This is a genomic window from Xylanibacter ruminicola, from assembly GCF_900142525.1.
GTDB classification, from domain to species: Bacteria; Bacteroidota; Bacteroidia; order Bacteroidales; family Bacteroidaceae; genus Prevotella; species Prevotella ruminicola_A.
Genome location: NZ_FRBD01000001.1, coordinates 215,083 through 232,842, shown reverse-complemented (window position 1 = coordinate 232,842; position 17,760 = coordinate 215,083). Strand labels below are relative to the sequence as shown.

Genomic DNA, 17,760 nt, shown 5'->3' with positions numbered 1-17,760 from the left:
CTGCTTTACAGGTCGGCTCCAATGTCGCGACGGAAATACTTGTCGGTAAACTGTATCTTCTGAGCCTCTTCGAATGATTTCTGCAGTGCTTCGGCTTTGTCCTTGCCGTACGATGAAACGGCGATAACGCGACCTCCTGCTGTAACCACTTCGCCATCCTTCAGTGCAGTTCCGCTGTGGAATACGATTGAGCCCTCAACGTTTTCGATGCCTTTGATGGGGTAACCCTTCTTGTACTCCTGAGGATAACCGCCTGATACCAGCATCACGCATACAGCTGCACGCTCATCGAACTCAATGGCGCGCTTGTCCAGATCGCCATTGGCCACACCCTCAAACAGGTCTACTATGTCGCTCTTCAGTCGTAGCATCACGCTCTCTGTCTCTGGGTCGCCCATACGGCAGTTGTACTCTATCACGTATGGCTCTGGCTCGCCAGTAGGTGTGTTGGTGCGGTTGATGAGTCCGAAGAAGATAAAGCCTTTGTAGTCGATGCCATCAGCAGCCAATCCTTCTACGGTAGGACGGATAATGCGGTCATCCACCTTCTGCATCCACTCCTTGGTGGCAAATGGCACTGGTGTTACGCTTCCCATACCGCCTGTGTTCAAACCTGTATCGTGCTCTCCAATACGCTTGTAGTCCTTAGCCTCAGGCAGAATCTTGTAGTTCTTACCATCGGTCAGTACGAATACAGAGCACTCGATACCTGCCATAAACTCCTCGATAACCACGCGACTTGATGCATTTCCAAACATGCCGCTCAGCATCTCCTTCAGCTCTTTCTTAGCCTCGTCGAGTGTAGGTAGAATCAGCACACCCTTACCAGCGCAGAGGCCGTCGGCCTTCAGCACGTATGGAGCCTGGAGCGTTTCAAGGAACTTCAGCCCTTCCTCCAGATGCTCGCCGTCAAAAGTCTGATAGCGGGCTGTAGGTATGTTGTGGCGCATCATAAACTCCTTGGCGAAATCCTTCGAGCCTTCGAGCACGGCTCCTGCCTTTGATGGGCCGATAACGGGCACGTTCTTGGTGCGCTCGTCAACCTTCAGCTCGTCGTAGATACCTTTTACCAATGGATCTTCAGGACCAACTACTACCATGTTTACGCCTTTCTCGGCCACAAAGTTCTTGATAGCCTCAAAGTCGTCGGCCTTCATGGCTACGTTCTCGCCACAATTGCCTGTACCTGCGTTACCTGGTGCGATGTAGAGTTTCTCGCATTTATCACTCTGAGCAATTTTCCAAGCTAAGGCGTGCTCACGTCCGCCACTTCCTAATAGTAAGATTTTCATATAGTTATTTTAAATAATCTTCGAAATATTGTGTGATACGTTCGTGCAGATGTACGCTGGCGTGTCCACGCATGTTGTGCTCCTCGCCTGGGTAGGCAAAGAAGTCGGGCTGTGTGCCTGCCTTCACGCAAGCATCAAGGAACGACAAGCAATGCTGTGGTACCACTGTGTTGTCATTATAGCCGGTGATAATCTGCAGCTTTCCCTTCAGGTTCTTGGCCTTGCTGATGAGGCTGCACTTGGCGTAGCCTTCTGGGTTATCCTGTGGGGTGCCCATATAGCGCTCGCCATACATCACCTCGTACCACTTCCAGTCGATAACGGGACCACCAGCCACGCCTACCTTAAACACGTCAGGATAGTTGGTCATCAGCGAGATAGTCATAAATCCGCCAAAGCTCCATCCGTGAACTCCCAGTCGGTTCATATCCACGTATGGCTGCTTGCTCAGATACTCCACACCCTTCATCTGGTCTTGCATCTCTATCTGTCCTAGCTGATGGAATGTTGCCTGCTCAAAGTCGCGACCGCGATTCTCTGAGCCGCGGTTGTCTAGAATAAACACGATGTAGCCCTTCTGAGCCATATAGGTCTCCCACGAACGGCTGGCATAGTGCCACGATGCATCTACATTATGGGCGTGAGGTCCACCATATACATACACTACGGTTGGGTATTTCTTGTTGGGGTCGAAGTCGTGTGGCTTCACCATTCTGAAGTACAGGTCGGTCTTGCCGTCGGCAGCTGTGATGTAGCCGTTGGTGTAGATGGGTTGCTGATAGTCCTTCCATGGATCTCCAGCCTCCAGCAGATTGGTTACCTTGGCCCAGCTATTGGTGTTAATCACGTCAATCACGCGTGGCTTGTTGTACGACGAGAACTTCAGGGCTACTCGCTGGCCTGTTGCCGATGACTGGGCGCTCTGAATCACACCGATGCCTTGCCCTAATAGGTGGCGCTCGCCGCTCTTCACCTCAACGGTCCACAGATTGCTGTTCGTTGGGTGTATCTCGTTGCTGGTGTAGAGTATGCTCTTTTTCTTGGTGTTAAAGCCCACCAAGTCCATCACTACCCACTTGCCGCTGGTAATCTGCTTCAGCTCTTTACCGTTTATATCAAAGAGGTACAGGTGGTTATAACCGTCCTTCTGACTCTGCATTACAAACTTAGTGCTGTCCCAAGGCAGGAACTGTATGGGGTTCTGTGGCTCTACATATTTATCCGATGTCTCACGATACAGTTCGGCTATCTTCTTACCTGTTGCTGCATCGTACGATACCAGCCGACAGTCGTTCTGCTTGCGGTTCAGCTCAAACATGTAGATGGTCTTCTCGTCTGGGCTCCAGGCTATGTTGGTAAAGTAGCGGTCGGTTGGGTCGCCAGCCTGCAGATAGATGGTCTTGCCAGTCTTTACATCGAACACGCCCACTGTTACCTTGTGGCTGGTCATACCTGCCATAGGATATTTGTCGGGCTCGTATCTGGCTGTACGAGGGAAGATGTCTACCTGAGGATAGTCGGTCACCATGTTCTGGTCCATGCGATAGAAAGCCAGAAGGTTGCCCTTAGGACTCCAGAAAGTACCTTTGTTGATACCAAACTCATTACGATGCACGCTCTGGCCGTATACTATCTCGCGACTTCCGTCTTTCGAAATCTGGTGCTTCACGCCGTTGCCGTCGGCCACGTACAGCTGATGATCCTCCACCCAGGCTGTGGCGCGCGATATGGGGTTCCAGTCGTTGGCCTGCTGGCCCGATATGCTGTCCTGCCATACTATCTTCTTCTGCTCGAAGTCAATCAGAACGAATGCCTTGCGGTTACCCACAGCCACGATGGGCTTGTCAGGGTAGGGGAATGTGGCATTCATCAGGTGGCGCACGTATCTGTCGTCGTTGCTACCAGCCCACTTGTTGATGTCGTCGAGTGTAAACAGACGTTTCTTCTTGCCAGTCTTGGTGTCTATCACCTTGCACTCTTCCACGTCGGTCTCTATCAGCTTCTCGCCCCACCATGTCAGCCACATGTTCTGTGGTCGCAGGTTGGCGTAGTTTGTTCCGCCAAAGTTCAGGTCTTCTAATGTAAATAGTTTCTTATCCTGAGCGCTCATAGGAGTGAATAATGAACAGTGAATAGCGAATAGTGCTATGAGCAAATATTTAATCTTCATCATCGTCGAATCTCCTTTTCTTTCCTCCAAAGTCCTTCTTGCCGAACTCTCTCTTGCCGCCGCGCTTAAAGTCCTTGCGATCCTTACGGTCCTTGCCGCCAAAGTCCTTGCGGTCTTTGTTAAACTCCTTGCGCTCTCTGCGCTCCTTGCCGCTGCGGTCAAAGCTCTCGTGACCACCACGGTTCTTGCTCAGGTCGTGACGGTGGAAGGTAAAGTTCAGTATGTCGGCCTCTTCGTTCTCCTCTTTCTCTTCCAGACGCTTCTTGAATTCGCGCTCTTTCTTAAAGCGGTGCTTCTCGGCCATTTGGCGTTTCTCCTCTTCGGTCTTTACTACGCCACCCTCTGAACGGAAGTCCTTCAGCTTGCCGTCAAACATCTGGTACTTGCGGAATTCGCACTCCAGCGATCCGTTGTACAGAGGGATCTTGATGCTGGGCTTCAATCCTATCTGGTCAAAGCACTCCTCGCGATAGCTCAGTATCCAGGCGTCGTTGCCCTTAAACTGGTGCTTCAGTCGCTCGCCTATCATCTTATATGTTCCCAATAGGTCGGGCGTAGAAATGCGCTCGCCGTAAGGTGGGTTCGATATGATAATGCTCTTATTGGCAGGCTGTGTAAAGTTCTTGAAGTCCTGCTGCTCAATGGTGATAATGTCGCTCAGTCCAGCGGCCTTCACGTTCATGCGGGCTGTGTTCACAGCCTTCATGTCGATGTCGTAGCCATAAATCTTGTGATTGAACTCGCGCTCCAGACTCTCGTCGTTGTATATCTCGTCGAAGAGGTCGGCGTCAAAGTCTGGCCACTTCTCGAATGCAAACTCCTTGCGGAATAGTCCTGGAGCCATGTTCTTGGCTATCAGTGCAGCCTCAATCAGCAGTGTGCCGCTGCCGCACATAGGGTCGATAAAGTCAGTGTCGCACTGCCATCCTGAAAGCAGTATCATGCCAGCTGCCAGCACCTCGTTCAGTGGGGCCTCTACGCTCTCCTGGCGATAGCCGCGACGGTGCAGGCTCTCGCCGCTCGAGTCCAGACTCAGTGTACACTTGTCGTCGGCAATGTGCATATTCAGTCGGATGTCAGGGTTGCTAATCGATATGTTGGGGCGCTTGCCTGTCTTCTCGCGGAATTGGTCAACAATCGCATCCTTTACCTTGTATGATACAAACTTAGAGTGGCGGAACTCTTCGCTGAACACTACCGAGTCGACGGTAAACGTCTTGTCGGTGCCCAGATACTCAGTCCAGTCAATCTTCTTGATTTCTTCATAAACATCATCAGCGCTTCTAGCTTTGAAATGGTGTATAGGCTTCAGAATTCTGATAGCCGTGTGCAACTGAAAGTTTGCACGATACATCATTTCCTTATCACCCGTAAACGATACCATTCGTCTACCGATCTCTACATCACTTGCCCCCAATTGGGCCAACTCTTTTGCCAGCACAGGTTCCAGTCCCATGAACGTTTTGGCAATTAATTCGTACTTTTGTTCCATTACATTTAGTTTACAGGGTGCAAAGTTAATGTAAATCCACTTAAAAACACTCTTTTTTACTGTTAATCTAACAAAAAAACTTTGTTTTTATGAAAAAACGACCAAAAAATGTGGTTTTTCCAAATAAAATACTTACTTTTGCCCATTGAAATTACGAACCTATGTATAGTTTGCTACTCTATACCCAAACAGAGAATACATATCTCGTCCCGATGCTGTGGGCTGCCGGCATCGTGGCGCTCCTTGTGCTTATCATCATGATGATAGTCCAGCAGCGCATGGGCAGCCGTCTTAAGCGCGAACTTACTGACCTTGATAAGGTTAAGCAGAGTAGCATAGAATACGATTTTGTGCTCAAGGCCATGCATCTCTGTACGTGGCATATCGACTGTAAGAGTCGCCGCATAGCTGTCGATGCTGATTTTCGCGAGGATAAGGGCGATTTAGTGGCTATTCCTGAGGTTCCTCTCGAGCAGCTGTTCGATCTCATTGAAAAGAACGATGCTCAGCGTGTGCGTGCAGCGCTCGAAAAGATTTGCGATGGCAATAGCCTGTCATATCATGAGGTCTATCGTGTCATGACTGGTAAGTCGGGGTTGACCTATTGGGAGGAGAGCTTTGGCACCATCGCTGCCCGTGATGAAGAGGGTAATCCTTCGCGTATCGTAGGCACCTCTATCCGTATCGATGCCCAGAAGGAGATGGAGGCTTCGCTGATTGCTGCCCGTAACAAGGCTGAAGAGAGCGATCGCCTTAAAACTGCCTTCCTGGCCAACATGGGTCATGAAATCCGTACGCCGCTTAATGCCATCGTGGGCTTCTCTGATCTGCTGCCCGTTATCGACAACGATGCCGATCGTAATCAGATTATAGCCGAGATACAGAAGAACAATCACAAGTTGCTGAATATCATCGACGGCCTGGTTAGCATGTCTAAGGTTGAGGCCGAGGCCAAGAGCCTTGTCAAGCAGCAGGTCGACCTTGTGCCTGTGCTTCGTCAGGTGGTCGACTCGTTCTCAGGTATGGTCGATCCGTCGCAAGTTATCTTGGCCACTCAGTTCCCTATTACAGAGCTGATGGTTACCACCGATATTGGCAAGGTCAAGGAGATTATCAGCAACCTCGTTCAGAACGCCGTCAAGTTCACCGATCATGGCTCTATCACCTTAGGCTTCGATTTGCCACAGGGCGACAAGCTCATGCTGTGGGTGCTCGATACTGGTAAGGGTATCTCCGAGGCCGACCAGCAGCGTATCTTCGAGCGTTTCTTCAAGGTCGACGAGTATGTCCCTGGTACTGGCCTTGGTCTTTCTGTGGCCAAGAGTCATGCTGAGAGCCTGGGTGGTGCTATTGGCGTTGATTCTATCCTTGGCGAGGGCTCGCGTTTCTGGGTCGAAATCCCCATGCGATGATTTTTTTCAGCAGTTTGCAACTTCTTGGCCTTTCGTCCCGTCAAACGGATAGAAATGTTTAATTTTTAAAGTGTAATGTTTAGTATGAATAAGTTTTTTCTTCCGTTGTGTGCCGTTGTGGCCATGGCCCTTTGCTCTTGCAGTACTAGTGGCTTAAAGGTCAACTTTACATCCGATAATTCAACTCTTGAAACCCAAACTCGTAACATCAGCGGTTTCGAGCGTGTCGATGTCATAGGTTCGCCCACCGTCTATTATCTCCAGTCTGATTCGTTCTCTGTCCGCGTGAAAGGTCCTAACGCTGAGTATATCAATAATATTCTGACTGAAGTTGATAACGGTACACTCCGTATTCGCAACAAGAACAAGATAGGTTTCGTTAATATCAGCTCTCGTGGCGATAAGGGCGTTGCCGTCTATGTTTCTTCGCCCGATTTGATTGGCGTAACTCTCAACGGTTCTGGCGATTTTATCAGCGAGCGCCGTGTTGATACCGACGTACTCAATATCAGTCTCAAGGGCTCAGGCGATGTACGTTTCACCGATGTGGTGTGCGACCGTTGCGATGCTGAGCTTGTGGGCTCTGGCGACCTTGATATCGAGCATCTCGACACTCGTGAGACCTCTGCTACTCTCATCGGCTCAGGCGACCTTGACATCCGTCAGATCAACTCTGCTCGTACCCAGCTCCAGCTGCGTGGCTCAGGCGATATCGACATCGAGTTTATCAGTGGCTGTGGTGCCGTTGATGCTGAGCTCCTTGGTTCAGGCGATATCACTCTCAAGGGCCAGGTGCGTAGTCTCGACATGCGCAAGCGCGGTTCTGGCGATATCAATAGCAACGATTTGAAGGTCGGACAGTAGTGGTGGAGCTGCTACTGTCTGCGCTCTTTCATTTTGACGATGCAAATCGTACGAATAATTCAAATACAAAACAATACTTTTCCCCATTTATTTTTGATGATTTTTCGATTTTAACATTTGTGCCCGTCTGCCGGTACGCCAGACGTGTAGGTGTGGAATGTTAATAAAAAGTAAATAAATGAACGTAGACCGAATTAAATGATATTTATCAATGCATATTCCTAATAAAACCTAAATAAGTGTCTATAGTTTTCGGCATTTCGTAAGAAATGCATAACTTTGCAGCGCATTTCTTTGGAATAGATGCTGAAATATGATTTAGTTTGATTAAAGATGAAGTATGCAATTATAGCTGCTGGCGAGGGATCGCGATTGGTACAAGAGGGTGTTGCGGCGCCCAAACCACTGGTAAAGGTGGGTGGTGAGATGTTGATAGACCGACTGATACGCGTGTTTATGGATAACAATGCCAGCGAAATATGTGTGATTTGTAATGAGCAGATGACGGCTGTGGCCGAACATCTGAAGGAAATTTCAGAGGCAGGACGTGTGCCCCTGAAATATGTGGTGAAGAGTACCCCCAGCTCTATGCATAGCATGTGGGAGCTGAGTAAATGGCTGAAGGACGAACCCTTTGTGCTGACTACTGTCGACACCATCTTCCGCGAAAACGAGTTTAAGACCTACGCTCAGACTTTTCAGCAGTTTGCTGAATCGGGTTATGCCGACGGACTGATGGGCGTAACCGATTATATCGACGACGAGAAACCACTGTATGTAGGCACTGACGACGATATGAACATCACTGGATTTTATGACACCTGCGATCATCCGAAGTATATCAGTGGCGGTATCTACGGACTGACGCCCAAGAGTATCGACACCCTGAGCCGATGCATAGAACGTGGCGACAGCCGTATGCGCAACTTCCAGCGTGCATTGGTGAGCGACGGGTTGAAGCTGAAGGCTTACAACTTCTCGAAGGTGCTGGACATCGACCATGCAAGCGATATTGAAAAAGCAGAGGCTTTTCTTGGAAAGTGAGAAGGTGAGTGTTATGAGGATATTATTGGTGCAGCGGGCAGAGAAGTTCTCGCCGAATTCGGTTGAGAAGGACAAGGCGATACTGGAGGCAGTAGGCGCACGGCTCATGGCGGCTGGACATCAGATAGACATGGTGAGCGAGGAGGCTCTGGAGGCTCCTGAGCAGTACGACCGCATTATGACGATGGGACGACTGCCTGAGACGCTGGACAAGTTGAAGGCGCTGAACGCCATCAATTCGTCGACAGGCATAGCCAACTGTGCTCGATGCAAGTTAGAGGAAATGATGCGCCGCATAGGCATGCCCATACCACCACGCGAGGGTGTGCATGGCTACTGGCTGAAGCGCGGCGATGCTGCTGCACAGAGCAAAGGCGACGTTCAGTTTGCTGCCACCAAGAACGAATTGCAGACCAAGATACAGGAGTTTGAAGCGCGCGGCATTACAGCCTATACTGTAAGTGCCCACGTGCCTGGCGATCTGGTGAAATTCTATGGTGTGGCTGGCACAGGATTCTTTCGCTATTACTACCCAACCGATGATGGCGACACGAAGTTTGACGACGAACAGCGCAACGGCTCGGCACGTCACTATCACTTCGAGGTTGAGGCGTTACAGGCCTGCACAGAGCAGTTGGCCAAGGCAGTAGGCATCAGCGTGTATGGTGGCGATTGCATCGTGGATGAAACAGGTGCTTACAGCATCATCGATTTTAATGACTGGCCCTCATTCTCTCGCTGTCGCGAAGAGGCAGCCGACGCAATCGCTGCCTTAGGAATGGAAGATGTAAGGAAGTTAAAGGGAAGTTAAAAGGAAGGTAAAGGGAAGTTAAAAGGAAGTTAAAAGGACATTACAATAAAAATATATGGCAACATTTAAGGAATTATTGAAATTATCGTTTAAGTCGGAAGATACTGAAGAGTGGTTGGATGTGCATTTCACCCGTCCCATCGGACTGGTGTTTGCATTGTTGTGGAATAAACTGGATATCCACCCCAACGTCATCACCATCGTATCTATATTCTTGGGTGTAGGAGCAGGATGGATGTTCCACTACACCGATGTGATGCATAACATCTGCGGCGTGCTGCTGCTGATGTTTGCAAACTTCTGCGACTCTACCGACGGACAAATGGCGCGTATCACAGGTAAGAAAACCCTGATAGGCCGCATGCTCGACGGATTCTCGGGCGACCTGTGGTTTACCAGTATCTATATCGCTATCATTGCGCGCTTGTGGTATCAGAATATTCCAGGCACCGACTATCAGTGGAGCTTCTGGGCATTTGTGCTCTGTGCTATAGCCGGTATCGGTCTGCACGCCAAGCAGAGTTCGCTGGCCGATTACTATCGCCAGATTCACCTGTTCTTCCTGTTGGGTAAGGAGGGTAGCGAACTGGATAACTACAAGCAGCAGCGCGCCACCTATGAGGCCCTGCCCAAGAGCGACCTGCTGGCACGCACCTTCTACTATAACTACGCCAACTACTGTAAGAGTCAGGAGCAGCGCACACCGCAGTTCCAGAGTTTCTTTGTACGTTGGAAGCAGAACCCTAGCGAGGAGATTCGAAAGAAGCTGCTGGAGGGTAGTCGTCCGCTGATGAAGTACACCAATCTGCTGACGTTTAACACCCGCGCCATCACCATCTACGTGACCTGTCTGCTGGATTGTCCCTGGGTTTATCCGCTGGTAGAGATAACGGTGTTCCAGGCTATGTATATGTATATGCATAAGACTCACGAAAAACTCTGCGCCTCGCTATGATTAAAGGATATATTTTTGACTACGGCGGCACGCTGGATACTGGTGGACAGCACTGGGGAAAGGTGATTTGGCATGCCTACGAGCGCCAACAGGTGCCCGTGAGCGAGGCCGACTTTCGTGATGCATACGTGCATGGCGAGCGTACATTGGGTAAGAACCCGATTATCAAACCCGATTTTACTTTTAAGCGAACACTTGAAGAGAAAATTCGTCTGCAGATGGAGTTTCTTGAAGGAGAGAAGAAGTTGAGAAGTAAGGAGCTGAGTAGTATGGAGTATCAGCAGGCTGTGGTTGATGATTTGTATCGGCTGACTTGCGAAGAGACGGCACGCAGTCGTGAGGTGCTGCTGGAGCTGAAAAAGCAGTACCCCATGGTGCTGGTGAGCAACTTTTATGGCAACATAGCCACAGTGCTCAAGGAGTTTAAGCTGGATGGTATTTTCGACACCATCATAGAGAGTGCCGTGGTGGGTGTTCGCAAACCAGATCCTAAGATATTTACGCTGGGTGTGGAGGCACTGAACATGCAGCCTGACGAGGTCATCGTAGTGGGCGACAGCATGGATAAGGACATCGTTCCAGCCGGCAAGGCTGGTTGCCACACGGTATGGTTTAAAGGCGAAGGCTGGACTAACGATCCTGTAGACGAAACAAACGCTGAGCGCGTGATAACAACACTTAAACAATTGATAAATGAATAGAAGGATAACAATATTAATGAGTATGATGCTGATGGTCATGAGCGTATGGGCACAGCACATGATTACCGGTCAGATTATAGATGCTAAGACCGGTGAGCCTATCCCGTTTGCCAGTGCCCAATATTTGGGGCATGGCGTAGGTGTGGCATCAGATATTGATGGAAAATTCTCTATCGCCCGTCATAACGGATGGCAGCTCACATTTACAGCAGTGGGCTACGTATCGCATACGGTGGCCATCAACTCTGGTATTAAGGACAATATCAAGATCAGTCTGAAGGACGATACAAAGATGCTGAAAGAGGTGACCATCAAGACCAAGCGTCAGCGCTATAGTCGTAAGAACAATCCGGCTGTAGAGATGATGAAAAAGGTGGTTGCTGCCAAGAAAAAGACCGATTTGGACAATCGCGACTTCTATCAGTACAACAAGTATCAGAAGATAACCCTGGCGCTGAACGATTTTAATCCAGAGGTGCTCGACTCGCCCAAATACAAGAAAAAGCAGTGGCTGATCGACCAGATTGAGGCTTGTCCGTATAACAACAAACTGATACTGCCTATCAGTGTCGACGAGACCGTTTCGCAGAAAATCTATCGTAAGAAGCCACACGACGAGAAGACGATTATTAAGGGTATCAATACACAAGGTATCAACGACCTGATACAGACGGGCGACATACTGAACACGGTGATCAAGGATGTGTTTACCGATGTGAACATATACGACGACCAGATTCGTATGCTGCAGTACCCCTTTACGTCGCCTATTGGTAAGGATGCCATCTCGTTTTATCGCTATTATATCGAGGACACGCTGTATGTAGATAAGGATAAGTGCTTCCATCTGCACTTCCTGCCTAACAACCAGCAGGACTTTGGATTCCGTGGCGACCTGTATATCCTGGCCGACTCGAGTTGGCAGGTAAAGCGCTGCGAGATGACCATCCCCAAGAAGAGCGATGTGAACTTCGTAGAGAATATGCAGGTGGTGCAGGAGTTTACGCAGTTGCCCGATGGCGACTGGGTGCTGACCGTCGACGATATGTTTACGGAGATAAAGCTGGCCAGCTTCCTGCAGAAATTCGCCGTGATACGTAACACCCGCATTAACGACTATGCCTTCGACGAACTGCCTAAGCAGTTGTTTAAGGGCACGAAGAAGGAGGTGAAGGATGTGAACGCCATGATGCGTAGCGATGAGTTCTGGAACCAGTATCGCCAGGTAGAGCTGACCAAAGGTGAGAGTCAGATGGGCTCGTTTATCAGCAATATCGAGAATATCAAGGGCTTTAAGTATATCATCTTCGGCCTGAAGGCGCTGGTTGAGAACTTTGTGGAGACGGGCACCAAAGAGCATCCCAGCAAGGTGGATATTGGTCCTATCAACACCATGATAACCAAGAATATGATCGACGGCATACGTACCCGACTCTCGGCACAGACTACGGCCAATCTCGACTCGAACTTCTTTATGCGTGGTTATGTGGCCCGCGGATGGGGATCGAAGAAGTGGTACTATAAGGGCGACCTGATTTGGTCGTTCAACAAGAAGGAGTATCTGCCCCGCGAGTTCCCGCAGCGCACGCTGACCTTATCTTCGACCTACGATGTGATGTCGCCATCCGACAAGTTCCTGCATACCGATAAGGATAATGTGTTTACAGCCTTCAAGTGGAGCAAGGTAGACAAGATGATGTTCTACAATCGCCAGACGCTGACCTTTGAACGCGAGGAAGACTGGGGCTTCCGAACCACCTTGCAGCTGAAGACTGAAGAGAACGAGGCCTGCGGCGATCTGTACTTCATCCAGTTATCGGAGGATGGCGATAAGAGCAAGTGGAGCAACTGGAGTCATCCGCAGCTGCCTGGCACAAGCACTGTACAGAGTCAGAAGATTCGTACAACCGAGTTGCGCGCTGAGTTGCGCTTTGCACCTGGTGAGACGTTTATCAACACCAAGCAGCGCCGTCTGCCTATCAATCTGGATGCACCTGTGCTCACAGTCAGTCATACCCTGGGATTGAAGGGTGTGCTGGGTGGCCAGTATAGCTATAACTATACTGAGGCTTCTGTCTACAAACGCTTCTGGCTGAAGTCGTGGGGAAAGATGGACTGGCTCATCAAGGGCGGAATAGAGTGGGAGAAAGTGCCATTCCCATTGCTCATCATGCCTGAGACTAACCTCTCGTACATCGTACAGGACTATACCTTCGAGGCTATCAACAACATGGAATTCCCAACCGACCGCTTCCTGTCAGGACAGTTGAACTGGGATATGAACGGAAAGATACTGAACCGCATACCGCTGATACGCAAATTGAAGTGGCGTGAGTGGATTGGCTTCCGTATTCTGTGGGGAGAACTGTCGGAGAAGAACAATCCGTTCCTCGAGAAGAATGCTGGCAATACCATGCTGATGTATTTCCCTGAAGGCAGCTACGTGCTGGATCCTAAGCGTCCCTATATGGAGCTGAGTCTGGGCATACATAACATCTTCAAGATTGTGCATGTGGAATATGTACGCCGCCTGAACTATAACGAGTTGCCCACTGCCCATAAGCATGGCGTGAGATTCATGGTTCGCGCAACGTTCTAGTATAAAATCAAAGTAAGGCTGTCATCACGACAGCCTTACTTTTACATGTTTTCTAACTAACTTATTATCAACTATTCATTACTCATTTCTGACTTTTACTGGTGCAAAGGTACGAAGAAAAATGCTCAAAATCAACAGATTATATTAAAAAAATACACGTAAACGTTTGCAAATTTCAAAATAAATATGTACCTTTGCAACGTCGTAAATTTACGGAAATAATTATGGCTATAACAAAACGTCGCACATCGTTAAAGGATATAGCCCAGGTATTGGGCGTAAGCATAGCTACTGTTAGTCGCGCTCTGCGTGATTCACCAGAGATAGGCCAGGAGATGCAGATCAAGGTGAAGAAGTTGGCTCGCGAGATGAATTATCGCCCCAATCCCTTTGCCCAGAGTCTCAGAAAAGAGGCCCCAAAGGTGATAGGTGTGGTGATGCCCAACATGGTGTCGCACTACTATGCCGCCGTGCTCGATGGTATCGAGGACGAGGCGCTCAAGGCCGGCTATTCGGTCATCAGTGCCAACACCCACGAGGATAGCGAGGCCGAGGTGAATGCTATCGACAACTTCATCGGATTGCACGTTGAGGGCATCATTGCCTGCTTGTCGCAGAATACACGCGACTATAGCCACTTCGAGGAAATCTGGAAGATGGGCATACCCATGGTGTTCTTTGGTCGTACATGCTTGTCGGATAAGTTCTCGAGTGTGATGGCCAATGGTGATGTGGCTGCCCAGCAGGCCACTCAGCATCTGATAGATACAGGTAGTCGCAGGATTGCTTTTATCGGTGGGCCTAACCACCTGGATATGGTGATACGCCGTAAGCACGGCTATCTGGAGGCCCTGCGCGAGAATCGTATTCCCATTGAGCGCGAGCTGGTGGTGTGCGAGAAGATTGATTTCGATTGGGCGCTGGAAGCTACTGTTAAGCTGTTGAGGATGGAGAATCGCCCTGATGCGATACTGGCATTCAACGATATCATTACGTTTGCTGCCTTTACAGCCATCAAGCAGGAGGGTCTGCGCATACCAGAAGATGTGGCCCTGATAGGATTTACAGACGATGTGCATGCCAAATACGTCACGCCTAAGCTCTCGGCTATCGAAGACCAGAGTCATGAGATGGGGGCAGAATCCTGCAGGCTGTTGCTCAAGAGTATTAACGGCGATACCAAAATCTATAGAAAAATTGTGCCACAGAAAGTCGTGATACGCGAAACATCGGCAAAGAAATAAAAAACCTGAAAATATGAATATCAGAAAGCTACTTACCTCAATCATCTGTCTTGTCTGCCTCACAGCGAGTGCAGCTACAGCAGTGATACCCGATATGAAGTTCCGCCATCTGGATGCTCGTGATGGTTTGTCGAACTCGCAGATTAACTATTTGTTCCAGGATTCTCGTGGATTCATCTGGATTGGTACATCCTACGGACTGAACCGTTATGATGGCTACCGATTCCGTACATTCTACTCTGATCCTAACGACTCTACAACGCTTCGTAATAACTATATCGACCAGATATGGGAAGATGGTGAGGGCAAGCTCTGGCTGAAGCAGGGTATGAACTACAGTGTGTTCGACCCAGTGACTGAGAAGGTGAACCGCAACCCTATCACCATTCTGAGCAAATTGGGCATCAAGGGAGGTATCGACAGATTCTATATCGATTCGCAGAAAAGATTCTGGGTGAAGACCTACGACGAGGGCCTGTATTGCTACAATCCCAGAAAGAAAAGCAACAAACTGATAAAGTACGGCTATGAGGCTGGTGAGATCAATAAGGAATACTACTTCTCTAACTTTGCTGAGTGGAACGATAAACTGCTTGTTACATCGAGCGATGGCGAACTGATGGTTATCGATGGCGATAAAGGTCAGGTGATATTGAAGGACGACTTTATGAAGAATAATGGCGGACAACCTAGTCAGCCCTACTATTGCTATGTCGACAAGCATAGTAACTATTGGGTTGCTACCACCAACCGCCAGTTTATTTTCTCCCAGAAAGACAAGACGTGGTATAAGTCGTTGAACGAGTATCTGGGTTCCTTGGGCATTGCCCCATTGCCAGGCGATATGCAGGTGTGGGACGTGTGTATGGACCAGCGCGGCTGGGTGTGGTTGGCTACCGACCACCAGGGCATATTCGTGATTGACACCAAGAATGCCAACGTCAAGAACTTCGTCAACAACAAGTTTGATAACACATCTATCAGTGAGAATACCCAGAAGAAACTGATGCTCGACAAGACGGGTAACATGTGGATAGCATGCTATCGAAACGGCTTGAACCAATACATCGAGAAGCTGATGGGATTCAATACCCTTGAGATAGGTGATGTGAACACCACTACTGTTGATGCCAACGGCAACTTCTGGTTTGGAACCGATAACCGCGGTATTATTAAATATGTACGCGCGACAGGTGAGACTGAAGTGTATGATAAGGCCCGATGCGGATTTGCATCTGAGACGATGGTGTCCAGTCTGGCTGCCAAAGACGGCTCGGTGTGGTTCGGTACCTATAATGGTGGTATCATCCATATCTCTAACGGTCAGATAAAGAACTACACGATGACCAACACCGACGGTCAGTTGCTGAACAATAACGTGTGGTCGATAACCGAAGACAAGTGGGGTGACATCTGGATTGGTACGCTGGGTAGCGGTGTGCAGAAACTGAATCCTAAAACAGGTAAGTTCAGAGCATTTAACATGCGTAACTCTGCGCTTCCTTCCGACTTCATGACTTCTGAGGCGTGGACAAAGAAAGGATGGCTGATGGTAGGTCACTCCGAGTTCTACTCGCTGATAAACCCAGTGAGCGGTAAGGTGGCAAACATAAAGATTCCTGCTATCAAGGGACAGATGGCTGCTATGGCCTCTACTACGTGTGTTGTAGAGGATAGTCGTGGACTTGTTTGGCACGGCTCTACAGCAGGCTGTTGTGTGGTAGATATGAAGACCAACAAGCAGCACATGCTTGATATGAACTCTGGTCTGCTGGGCTCGAGTGTGGTTGGCATCATCGAGGATAAACTGCACACCATGTGGGTCATCACTGAGCATGGCGTATCGAACGTGGTTCTCAAGAAGGACGAGCAGAATAACTGGATTTTTAATGTTCGTAGCTTCAGTAGTAAAGACGGACTGCAGCAGGGACCATACAACCAGCGCTCTGTAAGTGTTACGCCCGATGGACTCATTCTGGTGGGCGGACTTGGAGGTGTTGACGTCATCAACCCATCGCTGGTAACAAATGTGGATAACACAGAGACGCCTATCTTCAGCGGACTGAAATTGTTCGGACAGCAGCTTGGTGTAGGTGAAGAGTATGATGGTCGTGTCATCATGGACGAAGACCTGAACACCAGTAAGGAACTGGTGCTTCGCTACTACGAGAACCAGTTTACCATACAGCTTGCTACCGATAAGGGTGAGATGCATAATACATCGCGCTTTGTCTACATGCTCGAGGGCTTCAGTGACAAATGGGTGAAGACGGAGGAGAACGATCCTAACATCACCTATATGTCGCTTCATCATGGTAGCTATGTACTGCATGTAAGGATGCTGAACGAGGATGGCACAATGGGTAAGAACGAGGCCATACTCAATATTACCATCACCCCTCCATTGCTGCGTAACCGCTGGATCATGGTTATCTTCTTGGCTCTTGTGGCTCTCGCCATCTTCCTGTGGAGACGTATGTTCTTGAAGCGTCAGGCCGAGAAGACCGAACGCGACTATCTGCGTATGGAGGTGATGAAGAAACAGTGGATGAGCGAGATGCGTGTTGAACTGCAGAAACAGCAGGAGAGCGACCAGAAGGCTCAGGCCGAGGAGCTGGCTGCACAAGCTTGGACTATCGAAGAGACTCATAAGAAACCGCATGATCTGCAACACTTCATGAAAGAACAGTGTGCCAAGTTCAAGGCACCCCTTGGCAAGCATGTCAAGTTCTCATTCTTCCCATTGGCCAACGATTTGACTGTTGACTTTGATCGCGACCAGATGGCCCAGGCTGTGCAGATGATTCTGAGCAACAGTGCGCTGTTCTCGCCAACCGATTGTAAGATAAAGGTGTTTGTAGATAAGACTTCTACCTCTGGCACCATCCGTATCTCGGATAATGGCGTAGGTATACCTGAGGGCGCCGAAGATAGCATCTTCGACCCCATGATCAGTGACGACGACTCAGGTATGAGCCTGTTCTTCGTAAAAGCTATCGTCGAGATGCATGGTGGAACCATTACAGCCGAGAATAATCCAAGTGGCGGTTCTATATTTACCATCACGCTGCCTGTTGAAGAAGCTTCGGTCGAGGAGGCTGTGATGATGGAAGACGACGATTAAGTGAGAACAGAGCCAAGCTCGCTTGAGCTCTGTCGAACGTGAGGCGGCTCGA

The 17,760-nt window shown here is 49.3% G+C and carries 12 protein-coding genes; 9 read left to right on the top strand and 3 right to left on the bottom strand.

What is annotated here, in order from left to right; translation table 11 throughout:
• Nucleotides 1–5: 5 nt before the first annotated feature.
• The 3 genes from purD to BUB86_RS01010 are packed head-to-tail and all read right to left on the bottom strand — an operon-like array spanning nt 6 to nt 4,954.
• Nucleotides 6–1,292, bottom strand: a complete 1,287-nt coding sequence (gene purD, locus BUB86_RS01020; protein WP_073203937.1) for a phosphoribosylamine--glycine ligase — start codon at nt 1,290–1,292, stop codon at nt 6–8.
• 4 nt (nt 1,293–1,296) lie between these two features.
• Nucleotides 1,297–3,462 carry a S9 family peptidase gene (locus tag BUB86_RS01015; protein WP_073204102.1) on the bottom strand — a complete coding sequence of 722 codons (2,166 nt, stop codon included), beginning with the start codon at nt 3,460–3,462 and terminating at the stop codon, nt 1,297–1,299.
• A complete protein-coding gene (locus tag BUB86_RS01010; RefSeq protein ID WP_073203934.1) occupies nt 3,452–4,954 on the bottom strand; it encodes a class I SAM-dependent RNA methyltransferase in 1,503 nt (500 codons plus the stop codon). The genes BUB86_RS01015 and BUB86_RS01010 overlap by 11 nt, the downstream gene beginning before the upstream one ends.
• A gap of 161 nt (nt 4,955–5,115) precedes the next feature.
• On the opposite strand from BUB86_RS01010, the gene BUB86_RS01005 reads away from it, so the two are divergent.
• The 9 genes from BUB86_RS01005 to BUB86_RS00965 all read left to right on the top strand — a co-directional run bounded on the left by BUB86_RS01005 (nt 5,116) and on the right by BUB86_RS00965 (nt 17,708).
• Nucleotides 5,116–6,366, top strand: a complete 1,251-nt coding sequence (locus tag BUB86_RS01005) for a PAS domain-containing sensor histidine kinase (protein ID WP_073203931.1) — start codon at nt 5,116–5,118, stop codon at nt 6,364–6,366.
• A gap of 84 nt (nt 6,367–6,450) precedes the next feature.
• Nucleotides 6,451–7,230, top strand: coding sequence for a head GIN domain-containing protein (locus tag BUB86_RS01000; RefSeq protein WP_175549368.1), 780 nt, complete (start codon nt 6,451–6,453; stop codon nt 7,228–7,230).
• Between the two features lie 333 nt (nt 7,231–7,563).
• Entirely contained in the window at nt 7,564–8,274 is a 711-nt protein-coding gene (locus BUB86_RS00995) for a sugar phosphate nucleotidyltransferase (RefSeq protein WP_073203927.1), read from the top strand.
• A 13-nt stretch (nt 8,275–8,287) separates the two neighbouring features.
• Nucleotides 8,288–9,085, top strand: a complete 798-nt coding sequence (locus BUB86_RS00990; protein WP_073204100.1) for a hypothetical protein — start codon at nt 8,288–8,290, stop codon at nt 9,083–9,085.
• A gap of 55 nt (nt 9,086–9,140) precedes the next feature.
• Nucleotides 9,141–10,040, top strand: a complete 900-nt coding sequence (locus BUB86_RS00985) for a CDP-alcohol phosphatidyltransferase family protein (RefSeq protein WP_073203924.1) — start codon at nt 9,141–9,143, stop codon at nt 10,038–10,040.
• On the top strand, nt 10,037–10,741 hold the full coding sequence (locus tag BUB86_RS00980; protein WP_073203921.1) for an HAD family hydrolase: 705 nt from the start codon (nt 10,037–10,039) through the stop codon (nt 10,739–10,741). The genes BUB86_RS00985 and BUB86_RS00980 overlap by 4 nt, the downstream gene beginning before the upstream one ends.
• A complete protein-coding gene (locus BUB86_RS00975; protein ID WP_073203918.1) occupies nt 10,734–13,340 on the top strand; it encodes a DUF5686 and carboxypeptidase-like regulatory domain-containing protein in 2,607 nt (868 codons plus the stop codon). The genes BUB86_RS00980 and BUB86_RS00975 overlap by 8 nt, the downstream gene beginning before the upstream one ends.
• A gap of 230 nt (nt 13,341–13,570) precedes the next feature.
• Nucleotides 13,571–14,584 (top strand): LacI family DNA-binding transcriptional regulator, encoded by a 1,014-nt coding sequence (locus tag BUB86_RS00970; protein ID WP_073204098.1) that lies wholly within the window; start codon nt 13,571–13,573, stop codon nt 14,582–14,584.
• Nucleotides 14,585–14,597: 13 nt separating this feature from the next.
• Nucleotides 14,598–17,708, top strand: a complete 3,111-nt coding sequence (locus BUB86_RS00965; protein WP_081373014.1) for a two-component regulator propeller domain-containing protein — start codon at nt 14,598–14,600, stop codon at nt 17,706–17,708.
• Nucleotides 17,709–17,760: the final 52 nt, after the last annotated feature.